Genomic DNA, 14,657 nt, shown 5'->3' with positions numbered 1-14,657 from the left:
GTACTCCTCCTCGCCTCCGCCCGCGCGCCTCCGTCCCCCCTCCCCCCCTCCCCCCCCCCCCCCCCCCCCCCCCCCCCCCCCCCCCCCCCCCAGGCCCTGGGCGGTCAGGCGGGACGCGGGACGTACGCCAGGCCGTGCGCGCCGGCTTCGCCGAGTTTGGCGACGTCCAGCCGGGCCAGGCGTTCCATGGTTTCCAGGTCGACGATGTCGACCGTGGAGGAGATGACGCAGGCCACGTAGGCGAGTCGGCCCTCGGGGGAGGAGGTGATGGTCAGCGGGAAGTGCCCGACCTCGACCTCGCCCAGCTTCTTGCGGGTGTCGGCGCTGAACACGGTGAGGCGGCCCGGTGCGTGGCGTCCGAGTTGCGCCCCCGGCTCGGCCGTCATGCGCAACTCGCCCGCGAGCAGCTTGCCCGTCGAGGTCAGGTGCACCGGCAGGATGACGTTGTCGGTGGGCAGGGTGTCGACGACGGACGCCGTCGAGGGGTCGATGACGCGGATGCCGGTGGCGGGTCCCCCCTCGCTGCTGCCGGAGAAGTTGCCGTACGGCGCGGCGACGAAGACGCCGTCGGCGGAGACGGCGAGCCCCTCGCTGCCCGGGACCTCGACCTTCGCGGTGAGGACGCCCCGTTCGAGGTCCACGACGGACACGAACGGTGCTTCCTTGTTGGTGGCGTAGCCCGTGCGCCCGGCCGGATCGATCGCGAACCAGTGCGGGCCGGGCGCGTCCGTGTCGATCCTGCCCAGCGGCCGACGGGTCCCGGTGTCGATCACCACGACACCGCCGGGCCGGTCCTCCCCGGCTTCCACGCTGACGTACAGCCGCCCGCGCACCGTGTCCAGCGCCAGTCCGTGCGGCCCGTGTTCCGGGGCGAGGTCGACGACCTCGACGATGCGGCGGCTGTCGGGGTCGATGACGGCCAGCTCGGTGCGGCGGCCGGCGTTCGCGTGGTAGTAGCCCGAGCGGTACGTCAGCGTGCACCACAGCAGTCGCTGCGTCGGGTCGTAGCACAACTCGTGCGGCTCGGCGGGGACCTGTACGTCGCCGAGCTGCCGGTCGGAGGCGGCGTCGAAGAACGAGACCGTCGGGCCGCTCTGACTGACGACGGCGAGTACGTCGCCTTCTCGACCGGTACGGGGGGACTGCTGCACAGCGGCTCCTTGAACGGGGGCGAAGCGGAAAGGGCACGCGTTTTCGCGGGCGTCTCCACTCTCCGGTGCCGGCGGATGCGACAGCAATGCAAAGATCGGCATGCAATCATTGCCGCAAGCGCAAAAGTGCACTTCGGGAGAGGCGATCAGTGGATCTCAACCTGCTGCGGGTCCTGGACGCCCTGCTCCAGGAGAACAGCGTGACCCGCGCCGCGGAGCGCCTCGGCACCTCGCCCGCGGCGGTCAGCCGCACCCTGGCCCGGCTCCGCCGTACCGTCGGCGACCCGCTGCTGGTCCGGGCCGGCCAGGGGCTGGTCCCGACCCCGCGCGCCGTGGAACTCCGCGGGGAGGTCGGGGCGTTGCTGCGCAGCTGCGACAACGTACTGCGGCCCGGTGCCGGGTTCGACGCCGCGCACCTCCAGCGCACGTTCACGGTGCAGGCCGCCGAGCTGCTCCTGGTGGGATTGGCGGGGAGCCTGATCGAGCGGCTCCACGCGGAGGCCCCGCAGGTGGACGTCGTCTTCCTGCCGGAGGCCGTGGAGGGCGGTCCCGGGCTGCGGCAGGGCTCGGTGGACGTCGAACTGGGCGTCCTGGGACACCTGGACCCCGAGATCCGGACCCGGCAGCTCACCCGGATGCCACTGGTCGGCATCGCCCGCAGCGGTCATCCCCTCTTCGACGGGCCGATCGACGCCGAGCGTTTCGCCGCGGTCGACCACATCGGCATCTCCCGTCTCGGCAAGCGCCTCGGGCCCATCGACAGCGCCCTCGCGGAACTCGGACTGCGCCGCCGGACCGCGGTCGTCGTGCCCAGCCACACCAGTGCGATGATGCTCGCCCGGGACACCGACCTCGTCGCGCTCAGCCTGGCCGGCTGGCTCCCCGACACCGTCGCGGCCATGGGCCTGCGGACGTTCCCCGTCCCCCTCGACCTGGAACCCCTGGACCTCGGGATGGCCTGGCACCCCCGCAACTCGGCGGACCCGGGGCACCGCTGGTTCCGCGACCACCTCGCCTCCGCCGTCCTGACCCCGGCCGCGGACCCTGGGCCTGGACGTCGGCTATGAGCATGCGGTAGCCGACGTCGAGCGTTGCCCGGCCGAGCAGATCTGCATGGCGTTCGTGCCACAGGCCGGAAGACAGGTCGTCGGACAGGCGTGCCAGGCCCGGGCGGAGGACGTCCTCGCCGGTCTGGGCGAGCATCGAGATCCCGGCCCGCACGTGCGGATCGAGGTACGCCTGGGGTCGGCGCCAGAAGGCGGCACCGAAGCCGTCGGTGCAGTCGTGCGGGATCGGCACCGTCTCGATCCGGGCGCCTCCCAGAAGTGCGGCGAGCCGGTCGACCGCCACGGCCCTTTCGTCGTCGAACGCGGCCGCCTCCGGCACGTACTCGTCCAGCGGCCAGAACACGCGCGATGCCGCTCACCTCACCCACAACTGGGCTACGGACGGGGGCAGTTGACTGAAGCCGGTCAGGTAGCGGGCAGTGGACGGTTCGCGAGCGGGAGCAGGCGGTCGGCGAGGAAGGCGAGGATCTCGTCGCGGGCCCGGACCGTGGGATGGCCGGCCTCGTCGACGAGATGGGCGGTGACGACGCTGTGCGGGGTGCCGACCAGATCGGCGAAGAACGGCGGCGGGGCCTGGTTGGCGGCGCCGTCCGGGAGGACCCGCCCGTCGAAGGCGTCGCCGAGCAGCGCGCGGTAGGCCGCGAAACGCTGCCCCGTGCACCAGCGGTCGCCCTCGAAGCGGTAGGCGAGGACGGTGAGTCCGTCGCGTTCGATCCGGTCGCGCACGGCCCGCGCGTCCTCCGCGTCCAGTTCGAGTCCGCCCGGGTCGTCGAGGGGCAGCGACGGGTGGTTGACCACCGGGGCGATCACCGCCGGCTCCAGTGCCATGGTGAGGGCGAAGTTACCGGTGAAGCACAGCCCGATCGTCCCCACTCCGGGCCCGCCGCACGCGGTGTGGGCCTGGCGGGCCAGGCCGCGCAGCCAGCGGGTCACCGGGCTGGTGCCGCCACCCGCGAAGGCGCGGAACTCCGCACTGATGCAGGCGCGGCGGACGACCTCCCGGCCGCCGTCGGCCGTGGGGAAGGCGCCGTCCGTCCCGAACAGGGAGGGGACGTGGACCGTGAAGCCCGCGTCCCGCACCCAGCGCGCGAGCCGCAGCACGTCGGGACTGATGCCCGGCATCTCGGGCAGCACCACGACCGCGGGCCCGGCCCCGGCCGCGTACACCGTCTTCTCCACCCCCTCCACGGTCACGGTCCGGCGGGTGAAGTCGGTGATCGGATCATCGTTGCTCATGGGGTCACCCTGGGCCGGCGGGCGGCCGCCGGACGAGGGGCGGGATCGCCGGGGCCAGGGGTAATCTCGCCACACCGGAGGGAGGTACGCGGTGGAGGCGGAGGACGGTGGGGGTGCGGGTGCCGGGCCGGGTGCGCTGCGGGTCGGGGTGCTGGCGTATCCGGGCTGCTTCGCGTCCGAAGTGTTCGGCGTGCCCGACCTGCTGACGATGGCCGGGCACGTCGCCGGACCGGACGCACCCGGCTACCGGGTGTCGGTCGTCTCACCGCGCCGCCGGGTCATCGCCTCGGGCGGCGCGAGCCTGGACGTGCGCCCCCTGCGCCAGGTCGACGTCCTCGTGGTCCCCGGCTTCGAACTGTCCCCGGGCACGGACCTCGACGCACGGCTCGCCCGCCTCGCCCCCGAGATCGCGGCGATCCGCGCGCAGGCCACGGCCGGCACCGCTGTCGTCTCCCTCTGCGTCGGCGCGTTCCTGCTCGCGGCGGCGGGGCTGCTCGACCGGCGGCGGGCCACCACCTCCTGGCTGCACGCCGGCGAACTGGCCCGGCGCTGCCCGGACGCCGACGTGCGGCCGGAGCACCTGGTCGTCACCGACACGGGGGTGACGACCACGGCCGCGTTCAGCGCCATGTACGACTTCGCCCTGGACCTGATCCGGCGGCACAACGGCGCCCGAGTGGCCCGCACCACCGCCCGGGTGGCGCTCGTCGACGACGCACGGACCTCCCAGACCCCGTACGTCGACCCGCGGCTCCTCCCTCAGCCCGGCCGGGAGTTCTCCCAGCAGGTCATGCGGCGGCTCGACCAGAACCTCGCCGAACCGTACGACCTCACCGCCCTCGCCGAGGCCTTCCGGGTCAGCACCCGGACCCTGCTGCGCCGCTTCGCCGAAGAGACCGGACGCAGCCCGCTGGCCCATCTGCAGGCCTCCCGGGTACGCCGCGCCCGGCATCTCCTCGAAACCACCGACCGCACCGTCGCCGCCGTCGCCGCGGCCGTCGGCTACCGGGACCCCGGCACCTTCGCCGCCCTCTTCGCCCGCCACACCGGGCGCCGCCCGCGCGCGTACCGGGCCGCCTTCCGACGCACGGACCGGGCGTCCGCCCCGGACGGCGGTGTGGTGCTCAGCGCTCGCAGTTGATGGACTGCATCGGGACCACGGGCGTGGTGGTCACCGTCCACCGGGTGCCGGTCCAGATGACGGTCGGAGGAGTCGCGGCACCCATCCCGCTCGCCGTGTTGAAGTTCTGACCGGTGACGCCAGTGCAGATGGCTTGCGCGTCGATGGCCGCGAGCCGGACGTCCAGACCGTTGATCTTCGGAGTCTGGCAGACCGTATCGGTCGCGCTCACGGTGGAGCTCGCACAGGTGAGCGTCGCACCGTGCACGATCTGCGTCGCGATGAACTGCCCCATGACGGCCTCGGGGGCCGCCGGCCCGGTCGCCCCCGTTGCCCCGGTCGCTCCCGTTGCTGCCGTTGCTCCCGTTGCTCCAGTCGCTCCCGTTGCCCCGGTCGCCCCCGTTGCTCCCGTTGCTCCAGTCGCTCCTGTTGCCCCGGTCGCCCCCGTTGCTCCTGTTGCTCCGGTCAGCCCGGTGGCTCCCGTAGCGCCCGTTGCCCCGGTCGCGCCGGTCGCGCCGGTCGCGCCGGTCGCGCCAGTGGATCCGGGCGCGCCAGTGGGTCCGGTGGGGCCGGTCTGGCTCCAGGTGACCGTGGTTTCGCCGAACAGGGTGCGGCACCGCTGTCCGGCTTCGTAGTCGATGAGGCGGAGGTCGCCGGTGATGCGGCTGTAGCAGGCCGTGTAGACGCCGTTGGCACCGGGATGTCCGCCTGTGCCGTGCCGCTGAAGGTGCCGGCCAGGCAGAGGGTCGTTGCGGCAACGGTGACTGCCTTTGCGGCCCCACGGCCGGCCAGTCCGCAGGCCTTCGCCCACGCGGGTACGCGGTCGTCCTCCACATGGACGGCCGGGGTCGTGCCCGCCTCGGGCACGTCGTTCGAGGGGGCCGTCAGCCGCAGTGTGGTCCCGCGGCTGACGGGCGGCCCTCGTGTCGTCCTCCCTCCCGGCTACGTGGTGCTCGTCATGCGGGCGTACACGACGACGTTGCTGTCGTAGTAGTGCTTCTTCGGGTCGAAGTCGCCGCCGCAGGTGACCAGGCGAAGGCCGGCGTGGTCGACGTTCTTGTAGACCTCCAGCGTGGGGAACTGGGCCTTCGGGTACTCGGCGACCTGGTTCACCGTGAACGTGACCGTCTTGTTGTCCCGCCGGGTGACCTTGATCGTGTCACCGGCCTTCATCGTCTTCAGCTTCTCGAACACGGCCGCCGCGCCGTTCCACGTGACATGACCTGCGATCACCGCCGGCCCCTGCGAACCGGGAGTCGGGCCCGGCTCGTACCAGCCCGCGAGGTTGGGGTCCTTCGGGGTCTCCATGGTTCCGTCCTGGTTCTGCCGCAGCGTCTCCAGCGAGCTGGAAACACCGAGGGACGGAATCGTGATCTTCTGGGGCTCCGACCGGGCGAGGGCGGGCTCGGCCTGGCCCGTACCGCCGTGCGCCCCACCCCCCGACGACGCGTCGTGGCCGCCACTGGACGGCTTCCCGCTAGGGGCGCCTCCAGCGGCACCGCCGCCCGGTGTCCCGTTCTGCGCGGCCTGCCCCTGAGGGGTGGAATACGCACCCTCGTCCTGGCCGGAGCACCCCGCGAGGAGCAGCATGGCCAGGGCCGCGGCGGCCACGGGCCCCGTGGTCCGGCGACGGCGGAGCCGTGTGCCGGGCACCGCAGGTGCGGAGACGTGGGTGCTCACGCGGCACCCCCCGGAGTCTCCGAACGGACGGAGACCTCGGCGACCCGCTTGCGCGCGACGGCGATCCCACCCGCCGTTGCCGCGTACACGACGAGCGCCGCCCCGGCCATGATGGCGACCGGCAGCGCCTGGCTCTGCGAGGAGCCGCCGCCGGTCTCGATGCCGCCGACCGGAATGGACCCCACGGCCGCGCCCTTGACCTCTCCGCAGTTGGTCGGCGCCGTGGCCTCCTGGGGCAGCTTCGGGTCGAGCTCGCTCTTGCCGGCGCCCTCGAAGTCGTACTTGTCGTTCTTGTTGCGGTCGATGCCGTGCTGGACGACGTGCAGGTCCTTGATGTGGTCGACGACGTCCTGGCCGACGGTGATCGTCCGCTGGTAGGAGACCTTGCCCTTCCTGTCGGCGACGGGCATGCGGTCCACGGCGAGGCCACTGGTCGCCTTGGTGTCCCCGGACGTGGTGAGCGAGATGTTGATGTCGCCGTAGTCGCGGGTGGCCTCGGTGTTGCTGAGGACTCCGTCGCGGTCGGTGTCGTCACTGGCGTCCGGGCAGTGGAAGTCGTGGCCCTTGGTCGAGCCGTGCAGATGCTGTGCCGATGGCTGTCCGGGCACCATCCCCTCGGACTCGATGCGCACGGTCAGCTGGTTGCCCTTGAGGTTGAGCATGACAGTTCCGCGGGAACCGGAGTTGTTCAGCTGCGCCAGGTCGATCTGGTACGCCTTCCCGCTGTCGGCGAGAGCTGGACCGGAAATTCCCAGCGCCAGGAAAGCGGCGGCGGGCACGGTGGCTAGCACCACGAGACGGCGACCAGCGCGCTTGACTATCACATGCACTCCTGTTCCATGGATTCCCGGGGAGGGGAATCGCAGATCTTACGAGGGTGGATTGATCTCCCGGGAGGGTCCGGCTGCTTCTTCGAGGCGGCCGGACCCCGGGATTGATATGTGTTCCAACGATTTTCCGGATGGCCTACGCCCTTTATCCGGAGCAAGGGGAAACGCTTCGGATCCAGGGCCGGGCACGTCACGGAAGATCCCGTTCGGTCGGTCGTCGCCACCCGATACGAGGAATGGACCGTCCGCCGGTTACGCGACCGCCCGGGTCATGGACGACAGCGGTCCGCCGGTCATCCAGACGCGTGACACCTCGTCTGCCAGCAGGGGGAATCGAGCAGCCGCACAGAGCATTTCCGACAGCACGAGGATCGCGCGTGCCGTGCACTTCGGATCGCTGTTGCGGTGCAACCAGATGACCGCGTTGATCATGGGGCGGCGCCCGAGGGGAAGGGCCGTTCTCCTGGCGCCGGCCGCCACCTCGAGCGCCGAGCACCCCCCGCCGAACGGCAGGGCTTCCGTCCGGAGGATTCCCGGTGGCACGACCGAGTCCCGCACGTGCCGGAAGTGTGCTTCCGGCGGGGCCTGCCCGTTCTCGAAGGTGTTGCGGAATCCGACGATGCGGATGCCCGAGTTCTGCGAGAGGAGCTCGAAGTAGAGCTCTATGGACAGGCCCCTCAGCTGAATGTTCACGGGGAGGTAGCGCACCCTTCCCTCCCCGCCCCCCGCCTTCCTGGGGAACCCCGGCGCTCCCGCTGCCCCGGACCGGACGGCAGCGACGAGGTGCCGGTACTCCCCCACCGAGGCGTCCTCCAGGGAAAACGACACGGGTTTCAGCACGAGGGCATCCGTGAGGTGGGGGAGCTCGGGAATCGGTCTCCCCGGAGGGGATTCCACCGCAGCCGGTTCGATCCAGTTGGACTGGCGCACCACACAACCACCGCCTTCGACGACATGACCCGATCGACGACAGCTCGTCTCATCCGTGTCGCCGGGCCTGGTTCGGTCCACTTCTTTGTAGCCGTCCGTACGGAGGAGGGGCGAATACTTGCCCTTTGATGCTAAGAACTCCTCGAATGATTCGGCGTGGATGTACCGCCGGTGGCCCGTACTGCGGCGCCGCGGCTTCCGGGTTGACCTTGACACGGTGACAAGGTCTTCACTGCTGCCCAGGAGGTGGTCCCGGTGGTCATTCGGGCAGAGGAAACGAACACGGCGCGCGCTCTCCAGGGGCTGGAGAGCAGAGTTGCGTCGGTGCGGCTGCGGGCGGCCCTGGAGGTCGGCTCGGCCGCGGACCCCGGCTCCGTCGACGCGTTGATCGAGCGGTGTGCGGTCGAGCCCGACTTCCACGTGCGGGACATGCTGACGTGGGCGCTGACCCGCCACTCGTCCTCGGTGACGGTGCCGAAGCTGGTCGACGCGCTCGGCTCGGAACGCGCGCAGGCACGGAGTCAGGCCCTGCACACGCTGTCGAAGGTCGGGGACCGGCAGGCGTGGCCGGCGATCACGCGGGCGCTGCTGACCGACACCGACGACGAGGTGGCGCGCAGCGCCTGGCGGGCAGCGGTCGTCCTGGTGCCCGAAGCAGGCAGGATCGACCTGGCCGAGGTGCTGGCGACGCAGCTCGGACGCGGGGGGCTCGAGACGCGGTTGAGCCTGAGCCGGGCGTTCGTCGCGCTGGGTGCGGAGGTCCTGCCGGTGCTGCGTGCCGCGGGGACGGATCCGGCGCCTCGGGTACGTGAGCACGCCATCGCCACGGAACGGCTGGTGCGTGACCCTGATACGGGGTTCGGTTATGCCGTCGAGGAGGCGAAGCGGATCGTGGCGCTGGGCCCGACCGCTCGGGAGGAGTGACAGGACGTGTTGATCGGTGATGTGGCGCGGCGGTCCGGGGTCAGCGCCCGCATGCTCCGCCACTACGAGTCGCTCGGTCTGCTGCGGCCGACGGGGCGCACCGGGGCGGGCTACCGGGAGTACTCGAACGAGGACGTCCGGCGGATCTTCCACATCGAGAGCCTGCGGTCCCTGGGGCTGCCGCTGCGCGACGTCGCGCGGGCGCTGGACGATCCCGGGTTCGCCCCCTCCGAGCTCATCGCGGCCCTGGTCCGCGAGACGCAGGAACGCATCGCGGCCGAAACGGAGTTGCTGACGCGGCTGCAGCGGATCGGTGCCGCGGGACCCACCGACTGGGAGGACGTGCTGCGCAGCGTCGCGCTCCTGCACGCCCTGGGGTCGGAGAGCGCCGGGAAGCGGCAGCGCGCTGCCCTGTCCGCGGCCGAAGGGGGCGCTGCGGTGCCGGTGGAGGCCCTGGTCGAGGCTGCGTTGAACGAGGCGGAGCCGAGCGTCGCGGGAGCGCTCCGCTGGGCGCTGGCCCAGTCCGGCGATGCGGCACTGACCCTGCTGGCGCAGGGCCTGCGGTCGCCGACGGCGGAGGTGAGGGGACGCGCCGTGCGGGCCGTGGCGGAGATCCCGGACCCCGGGGCGACCGCGCTGCTGCGGGACGCCCTCGCGGACTCCGACATCGGGGTCCGCCGGTCCGCCGCGCTGGCGCTCGGGGCACGCGGGGTGGCCGAAGCGGTCCCGACGCTCATCGACATGATCGTCGACGGGGCGAACGACGTCGAAGCCGCCGACCTGCTCGGGGCACTGGCGAGTGACCCGTCGCTCGCCGACCACATCGTCGCCGGGCTGGTGGACCGCCTCGGCACGAACGCGGTGGAACCGTCCTCCCGGCTGCGGCTGGCGCAGGCCCTCGCGGAGATCCCCGGCAGCGCGGCCTCACGGGTCCTCGCCGACCTGGCACAGGACGGGGACCGTTCCGTCGCACTCACCGCGGCGTACGTTCTACAGCTGCGCGAGGCACGCTGACGGATCGGTCCCGCCGGCCGGACGGGGAGGAGCGGCTGCGCCGGCCACCGCCGCCCACGGGCGGCTCGGCAGCCTAACCGGGGAACGAGAAGTAGAGGTGGTCGCTGTAGAAGGACGCGAAGTGCTCCTGCCAGTCGGCGCGGACCGAGGCCAGCCACTCGTCGTCCTCGCCGGCGATCGCCGCCTCGGCCCGCGCGACGGCTGCGGGGATGCCGCTGGAGACCAGCCGCTCGACACCCGCCACCGGGTCCTCGTCCGTCATGGAGATCATCTCCCCGGTCTCCAGGATGAAGTACGCGGCCCGCTGCTTCTCCAGGTGGGCCGTGGTGCTTTCGACGCACGCGGCGAACTCGGGGTCGTCGTCGAGTCCGCGGCCCACCACGCGCAGTAGGTCGCCGAGCAGGGCCGCACCGCCGGCGTAGTCCGCGGCGATGCCGATCCGCGGGCTCCAGATCATGGACGGGACGATCGTCGTCCCGCACCCGGCCATGAGCTGGTGGGCGAGCGGGATGTCCCACTTGTGCTCGGATATGCACCTGATCGCCTTGGGGTTCGCCTGCTCGGTCGGCATCGAATCGGCGGAGTAGAGATATGAACGGTTTGCCATGGCGGCGACCCTAGCAACGCGGACCGACAGCGCCCGGCGCCCGCCGCGCCGCTGTCGTCGCGCATCACGGCGGTGGACGGGGTCCCCTCGTACGGCACTTGCGTCTCCTGCTTCTGTCGTGGTTGCGGGGTAGACCGCGCAGCCGCGGGGCGATCCCGCGACTTTGCCCAGCCTTTACTCGGGTCCCGTCGGGCCGTCGTGCCCGGTACCGGTGCCTCCGCAGGGCCGCACCGTGCCGTTTCGGCCACACCACGGGCCCGGCGCGGCCGAGGAACCGCGCACCGCCCGGCCTCCCGGCCGCCCTACTCGGCTTGCCCACCTCGCCGCTCCACCTGGACAAACAGGAGTGAATACCGGTCATGCTGCTGACGTTTGCTCATCACCCCTACGAACGTGCACACTTGCGCGAATTCCGGCCGGGCGCAGCGTCGCACCCCCCACTGCAGACAAGCCCGGCACTCGCCGTGCCGGCCACCAGCAAGTCAATGGGAGCTAGCGTTGACCACATCGGCAACTGCCCGTCAGCAGGACCTCCACAGCCTCACCGATGCCGAGCTGTGCGCGCTGCTGCGCAACGAGCGCCCCTCGGCGTCGAAGGGGCCCGAGACGAGCGACGTGATGGGTGAGGTGTTCGCCCGTCACCACTCCGCGGTGCTCGCGTACGCCCGCACGTGCTGCCGGGACCAGGCCACCGCCCACGATCTCGCCGCCGAGGCCTTCGCCCGCACGTACCGGGCCGTCGCCTGGGGCGCCGGGCCCGAGTACGCGTGGCGGCCCTACTTGCTGACCTGTGTGCGCCGTGTGGCGGCCGACTGGGTACGCCGCGGCGCCCGGACCCGGTTGTCGGACGACTTCGAGAAGTGGGCCGAGGACCTCGCCGACGGGCAGGACGTCGAGGCCGCCGTCGTGTCGGCGGAGGAGGGGTCGCTGGTGTTGCGGGCGTACCGGTCCCTGCCGGAGCGCTGGCAGGCGGTGCTGTGGCACGCCGTCGTCGAGCACGAGCCCGCCGCCGACACCGCCCGGCGCCTCGGGATATCGGCGGGAGGGGTCGGATCGCTGGCCGCGCGTGCCCGGGAAGGCCTGCGCGAGGCTTATCTGCGCGCCCACTTGGACCAGGCCGCGAGCGACGAGTGCCAGCACTACGGTGGCCAGCTCGCGGCCTCGCTCCGCAGACCGGGCAAACGCGTCACCCGGGATCTGAAGCGGCACCTCCAGGGGTGCGCCGACTGCACCCGGGCCGAGCGCGATCTGCGGGACGTCAACGGCCGTATGGGCGCGCTGCTGCTGGGCGGGATCCTGCTGTGGAACCCGGGCTCCTTCCTGTCGTCCACCGGCGGGCCCGGCATCCAGTTGGCGGCGAGCAAGCTGGGCGGGGCCAAGTTCACGGCGTCGCCGTTCGGCACGGCGAAATGGGCCGTGACCGTGGCGGCGGTCGCGGGTACGACGGTGACCGCCGTCGTGCTGCTGCCGGCTGACGACAGGTCGGGGCAGGCCGGTCCCGCCCTCATGGCCGTGGGCCCCGGCCCGGCGTCCGGCGCGCACCCGGACGCGGTGGCGACGACCGCGCTGCCGGAGCTCCTGTCCGCCACCGCGCAGGCCCCGGCCCCCACCACGGCCACACCGGGCGCCTCGACCGCGACCCTGCCCGTCACCGGCACGTCGGCCTCGCCCTCGCCCTCGCCCACGGCGTCGGCCTCGCCCACGACCGGTCCCGCCGGGCTCCCGCTGCGCAACGTCAACTCGGGGCTGTGCGTCGGTCCGGCCGGCGGCTCCGGCGCAGTGCTGGAGCTCCAGCCGTGCACGGGGGACGCCTCACAGGGCTGGCAGCGCCTGCCCGCCGGCCAGGGCACCTATCAGATCCGGCACACGGGTACGGGCACCTGCCTCGACGGCACCACCGCCGGCGGGAACAACGTCACCGTCACCCTGCGCCCCTGCCGGTCCGACCGGGGCCGCGACGCCCAGCTCTGGAGGTTCCAACAGCAGGGCTCGCCCGGCACCTTCCGGATCTGGTTCGTGCCGCAGGTCCCGCGCAGCGACTACCCGGACCACCTGCTGGGCCCGCAGAACTGGCCGAAGACCGACCCCCCGCACCCGGGCTCGCGCATGGTGCACCTGCCCAACTACTACGACTCCGCCAATTTCCTCTTCTCGATGGGGTGAGCGCCGCAGCTCGGCACCGCCCCGGGAGCTCGAAGGCCCGTGCCGGCGGGAGCGGATCGACCTGCTCGACGATCCGCTCCCGCCGGTGGCGGCTCCGCCCGTCAGAAGCCGCAGGCCGCTCGCGCATCGCGGAAGCGGTCGGGATGCCGCCGCCGGTACTCGACCAGGGACTGGGCGACGGCCGCTCCTTCGCCCACGGCGGCGCCGACCCGCTTGACGGAACCGGAGCGCACGTCGCCCACCGCGAACACGCCGGGCACGCTGGTCTCCATCGGCAGTGCGTCCGGGCCGGCCCCGCCGCTTCCGGTCAGGACGTACCCGCGGTCGTCGAGCTTCAGCATGCCGCCGAGCCAGTCGGTGGACGGGTGGCCGCCGATCAACGCGTACAAGCAGTGCGCGGAGACCGTTCGTTCGCCGCCGTCGCGGTGGCGCAGCCTGAGCCCGGTGAGGTTCGTCCCACCGAGGCACTCGGCCACCTCGGTCCCCAGGAGCACCTGCAGGCCCGGGGTCCGCTCGATGCGCTGCACCAGGTAGCTCGACATGGAAGCGCCGAGGTCGGTGCCGCGTACGAGCAGGGTGACGGTACGGGCGTAGCGCGCGAAGTAGAGGGCGGCCTGTCCGGCGGAGTTGCCCGCGCCCACCATGTACACGTTCTCCCCGGTGGCCGAGGGGGCATCGGACAGGCAAGCGCCGTAGTACACACCGGAGTTGAGCAGGCGGTCGACGCCGGGAGCTGTCAGGCGGTTCCAGTCCACGCCCGTGGCGACCACGACCGCGGCCGCCGTGACCGAGGCCGTCTCATCGGTACCGGCCTTGACGAACTCGACGGTGTGGTCGCCCGTGTCCATCGGGGTCACCCGACTGGCCACCCGGGTGGGCTGCCACTCGACGCGGGCCCGCCGGGCCTGCTGCAGGGCGCGCTGGGCGAGGTCACCTCCCGTCAGGCCCACGGGGAATCCGAGGTAGTTCTCGATCCGCGAGGTCGATCCGGCCTGCCCCCCGGGTGCGTCGTCCTCGATCACGACGACGCTCATGCCCTCGGCGGCGGCGTACACGGCCGCGGACAGGCCTCCGGGACCACCGCCGATCACCGCGACGTCGTAGTGGTCCTGCTCGGCCGGCCGGATGAGACCGAGCCGCTCGGCCAGCTCGCTGATCGAGGGATCCACCATCGAAGTGCCGTCGCCGAGCCGGACGGTCACGGGGGCGTCGCGTACGTCCTCCTCGGGCAGCCAGCGGAAGATCACGCCGCTGCGGCCCAGGAAGTCGCGCACCGCGTAGGCAGCGGGTGAGAAGCGGCTGCCGCGCACCTCGGCGGTCGGCAGATCGCCGTGACGGTCGGCGTTCCACAGGCACAGGGAGTCGTCGAGCTCGCTCCGAAGCCGCTCGGCCGGGTCGTCGTTGCTGCTCCGGACCGCCCCGCCGGCGGGGGCCTCGGACACTGCGTCGCCCCGCGCGTGCCCGGCGAGCGGGAGCCAGCGCATGCCGGGGACCTGTGCGGCCCCGGGGTCCGGTGCTTCGTCGGCGAGCACGGCGGCCACCGGTACCTGGCGGTCGGCAAGCGAGCGCAACGCGCGGACCACCTCCGCCGGCCCTCCGACCTGCAGGACGCGGAAGGAGGTCCGGTACCAGCCTTGCACCAGCTCGGCCGTCTCGTGCCGGCGGAGCGGGTCGGAGTCGGAGAGAACAATCACCGGCAGTGCGGCATCGGCCATCAGGAGGTCCTCCAGTGCGTACGGGACGGGTGATCGGCTTCGTCCTCCGGTCAACGAGCGGGAACGCCATACGAATCGGCTTCGGAGGAGCCCGTACGGGCGAGGGGAGCCGGGGGGGGGGGGGGGGGGGGCCTCCCCCCCCCCCCCCCCCCCCCCCCACCAAACCCCCCAAAAGACGCAAAAAAGGGTTCCCCCGGGCGATGGGTGTTTGTTCTTGTCG

The 14,657-nt window shown here is 72.4% G+C and carries 13 protein-coding genes; 5 read left to right on the top strand and 8 right to left on the bottom strand.

The genetic code is table 11. The annotated features are described in order from the left end of the window. Positions 1-104: 104 nt before the first annotated feature. Positions 105-1,151 (bottom strand): YncE family protein, encoded by a 1,047-nt coding sequence (locus ACZ4VL_RS28810; RefSeq protein ID WP_468205489.1) that lies wholly within the window; start codon positions 1,149-1,151, stop codon positions 105-107. Positions 1,152-1,300: 149 nt separating this feature from the next. Between ACZ4VL_RS28810 and ACZ4VL_RS28805 the strand changes: the two genes are divergently transcribed. After that, a complete protein-coding gene (locus tag ACZ4VL_RS28805) occupies positions 1,301-2,218 on the top strand; it encodes a LysR family transcriptional regulator (protein ID WP_468205486.1) in 918 nt (305 codons plus the stop codon). A 405-nt stretch (positions 2,219-2,623) separates the two neighbouring features. Here the strand turns inward: ACZ4VL_RS28805 and ACZ4VL_RS28800 are convergent, their stop codons facing one another. Continuing rightward, on the bottom strand, positions 2,624-3,454 hold the full coding sequence (locus ACZ4VL_RS28800; RefSeq protein ID WP_468205483.1) for a dienelactone hydrolase family protein: 831 nt from the start codon (positions 3,452-3,454) through the stop codon (positions 2,624-2,626). A 91-nt stretch (positions 3,455-3,545) separates the two neighbouring features. Here ACZ4VL_RS28800 and ACZ4VL_RS28795 point away from each other — a divergent pair, with 91 nt between their 5' ends. Next, positions 3,546-4,595, top strand: a complete 1,050-nt coding sequence (locus ACZ4VL_RS28795) for a GlxA family transcriptional regulator (RefSeq protein WP_468205480.1) — start codon at positions 3,546-3,548, stop codon at positions 4,593-4,595. On the opposite strand, the gene ACZ4VL_RS28790 is transcribed toward ACZ4VL_RS28795, so the two are convergent. The 4 genes from ACZ4VL_RS28790 to ACZ4VL_RS28775 form a co-directional block, all read right to left on the bottom strand. After that, positions 4,579-4,869 (bottom strand): hypothetical protein, encoded by a 291-nt coding sequence (locus ACZ4VL_RS28790; RefSeq protein WP_468205477.1) that lies wholly within the window; start codon positions 4,867-4,869, stop codon positions 4,579-4,581. The two genes, ACZ4VL_RS28795 and ACZ4VL_RS28790, sit on opposite strands and share 17 nt — an antisense overlap. Before the next feature lie 647 nt (positions 4,870-5,516). Next, positions 5,517-6,254 carry a class F sortase gene (locus ACZ4VL_RS28785; RefSeq protein ID WP_468205474.1) on the bottom strand — a complete coding sequence of 246 codons (738 nt, stop codon included), beginning with the start codon at positions 6,252-6,254 and terminating at the stop codon, positions 5,517-5,519. Then, positions 6,251-7,075 carry a hypothetical protein gene (locus ACZ4VL_RS28780; RefSeq protein ID WP_468205576.1) on the bottom strand — a complete coding sequence of 275 codons (825 nt, stop codon included), beginning with the start codon at positions 7,073-7,075 and terminating at the stop codon, positions 6,251-6,253. The genes ACZ4VL_RS28785 and ACZ4VL_RS28780 overlap by 4 nt, the downstream gene beginning before the upstream one ends. A 261-nt stretch (positions 7,076-7,336) precedes the next feature. After that, a complete protein-coding gene (locus ACZ4VL_RS28775; protein ID WP_468205473.1) occupies positions 7,337-7,924 on the bottom strand; it encodes a ribosome-inactivating family protein in 588 nt (195 codons plus the stop codon). A 345-nt stretch (positions 7,925-8,269) separates the two neighbouring features. On the opposite strand from ACZ4VL_RS28775, the gene ACZ4VL_RS28770 reads away from it, so the two are divergent. Next, positions 8,270-8,938, top strand: a complete 669-nt coding sequence (locus ACZ4VL_RS28770) for a HEAT repeat domain-containing protein (RefSeq protein WP_468205470.1) — start codon at positions 8,270-8,272, stop codon at positions 8,936-8,938. Positions 8,939-8,944: 6 nt separating this feature from the next. Next, positions 8,945-9,952, top strand: coding sequence for a HEAT repeat domain-containing protein (locus ACZ4VL_RS28765; RefSeq protein ID WP_468205467.1), 1,008 nt, complete (start codon positions 8,945-8,947; stop codon positions 9,950-9,952). Positions 9,953-10,025: 73 nt separating this feature from the next. Here the strand turns inward: ACZ4VL_RS28765 and ACZ4VL_RS28760 are convergent, their stop codons facing one another. After that, positions 10,026-10,559 carry a DUF7822 domain-containing protein gene (locus ACZ4VL_RS28760; RefSeq protein ID WP_468205465.1) on the bottom strand — a complete coding sequence of 178 codons (534 nt, stop codon included), beginning with the start codon at positions 10,557-10,559 and terminating at the stop codon, positions 10,026-10,028. A 498-nt stretch (positions 10,560-11,057) separates the two neighbouring features. Here ACZ4VL_RS28760 and ACZ4VL_RS28755 point away from each other — a divergent pair, with 498 nt between their 5' ends. Continuing rightward, on the top strand, positions 11,058-12,722 hold the full coding sequence (locus ACZ4VL_RS28755; protein WP_468205464.1) for a sigma-70 family RNA polymerase sigma factor: 1,665 nt from the start codon (positions 11,058-11,060) through the stop codon (positions 12,720-12,722). A gap of 101 nt (positions 12,723-12,823) precedes the next feature. On the opposite strand, the gene ACZ4VL_RS28750 is transcribed toward ACZ4VL_RS28755, so the two are convergent. Further along, complete coding sequence (locus ACZ4VL_RS28750) at positions 12,824-14,437, bottom strand: NAD(P)/FAD-dependent oxidoreductase (RefSeq protein WP_468205461.1); 1,614 nt, start codon at positions 14,435-14,437, stop codon at positions 12,824-12,826. Positions 14,438-14,657 lie beyond the last annotated feature (220 nt).

It is taken from the genome of Streptomyces sp. NPDC029014, assembly GCF_055564695.1.
The sequence above is the reverse complement of the archived record's forward strand: the minus strand, read 5'-3'. Positions and strand labels throughout refer to the sequence as shown.

Excerpts from the sequence above, each read along its gene's own strand:
- ACZ4VL_RS28750 (WP_468205461.1), bottom strand. The coding sequence starts at position 14,437 with ATGGCCGATGCCGCACTGCCGGTGATTGTTCTCTCCGACTCCGACCCG.
- ACZ4VL_RS28760 (WP_468205465.1), bottom strand. The coding sequence starts at position 10,559 with ATGGCAAACCGTTCATATCTCTACTCCGCCGATTCGATGCCGACCGAG.
- ACZ4VL_RS28800 (WP_468205483.1), bottom strand. The coding sequence starts at position 3,454 with ATGAGCAACGATGATCCGATCACCGACTTCACCCGCCGGACCGTGACC.
- ACZ4VL_RS28790 (WP_468205477.1), bottom strand. The coding sequence starts at position 4,869 with ATGGGGCAGTTCATCGCGACGCAGATCGTGCACGGTGCGACGCTCACC.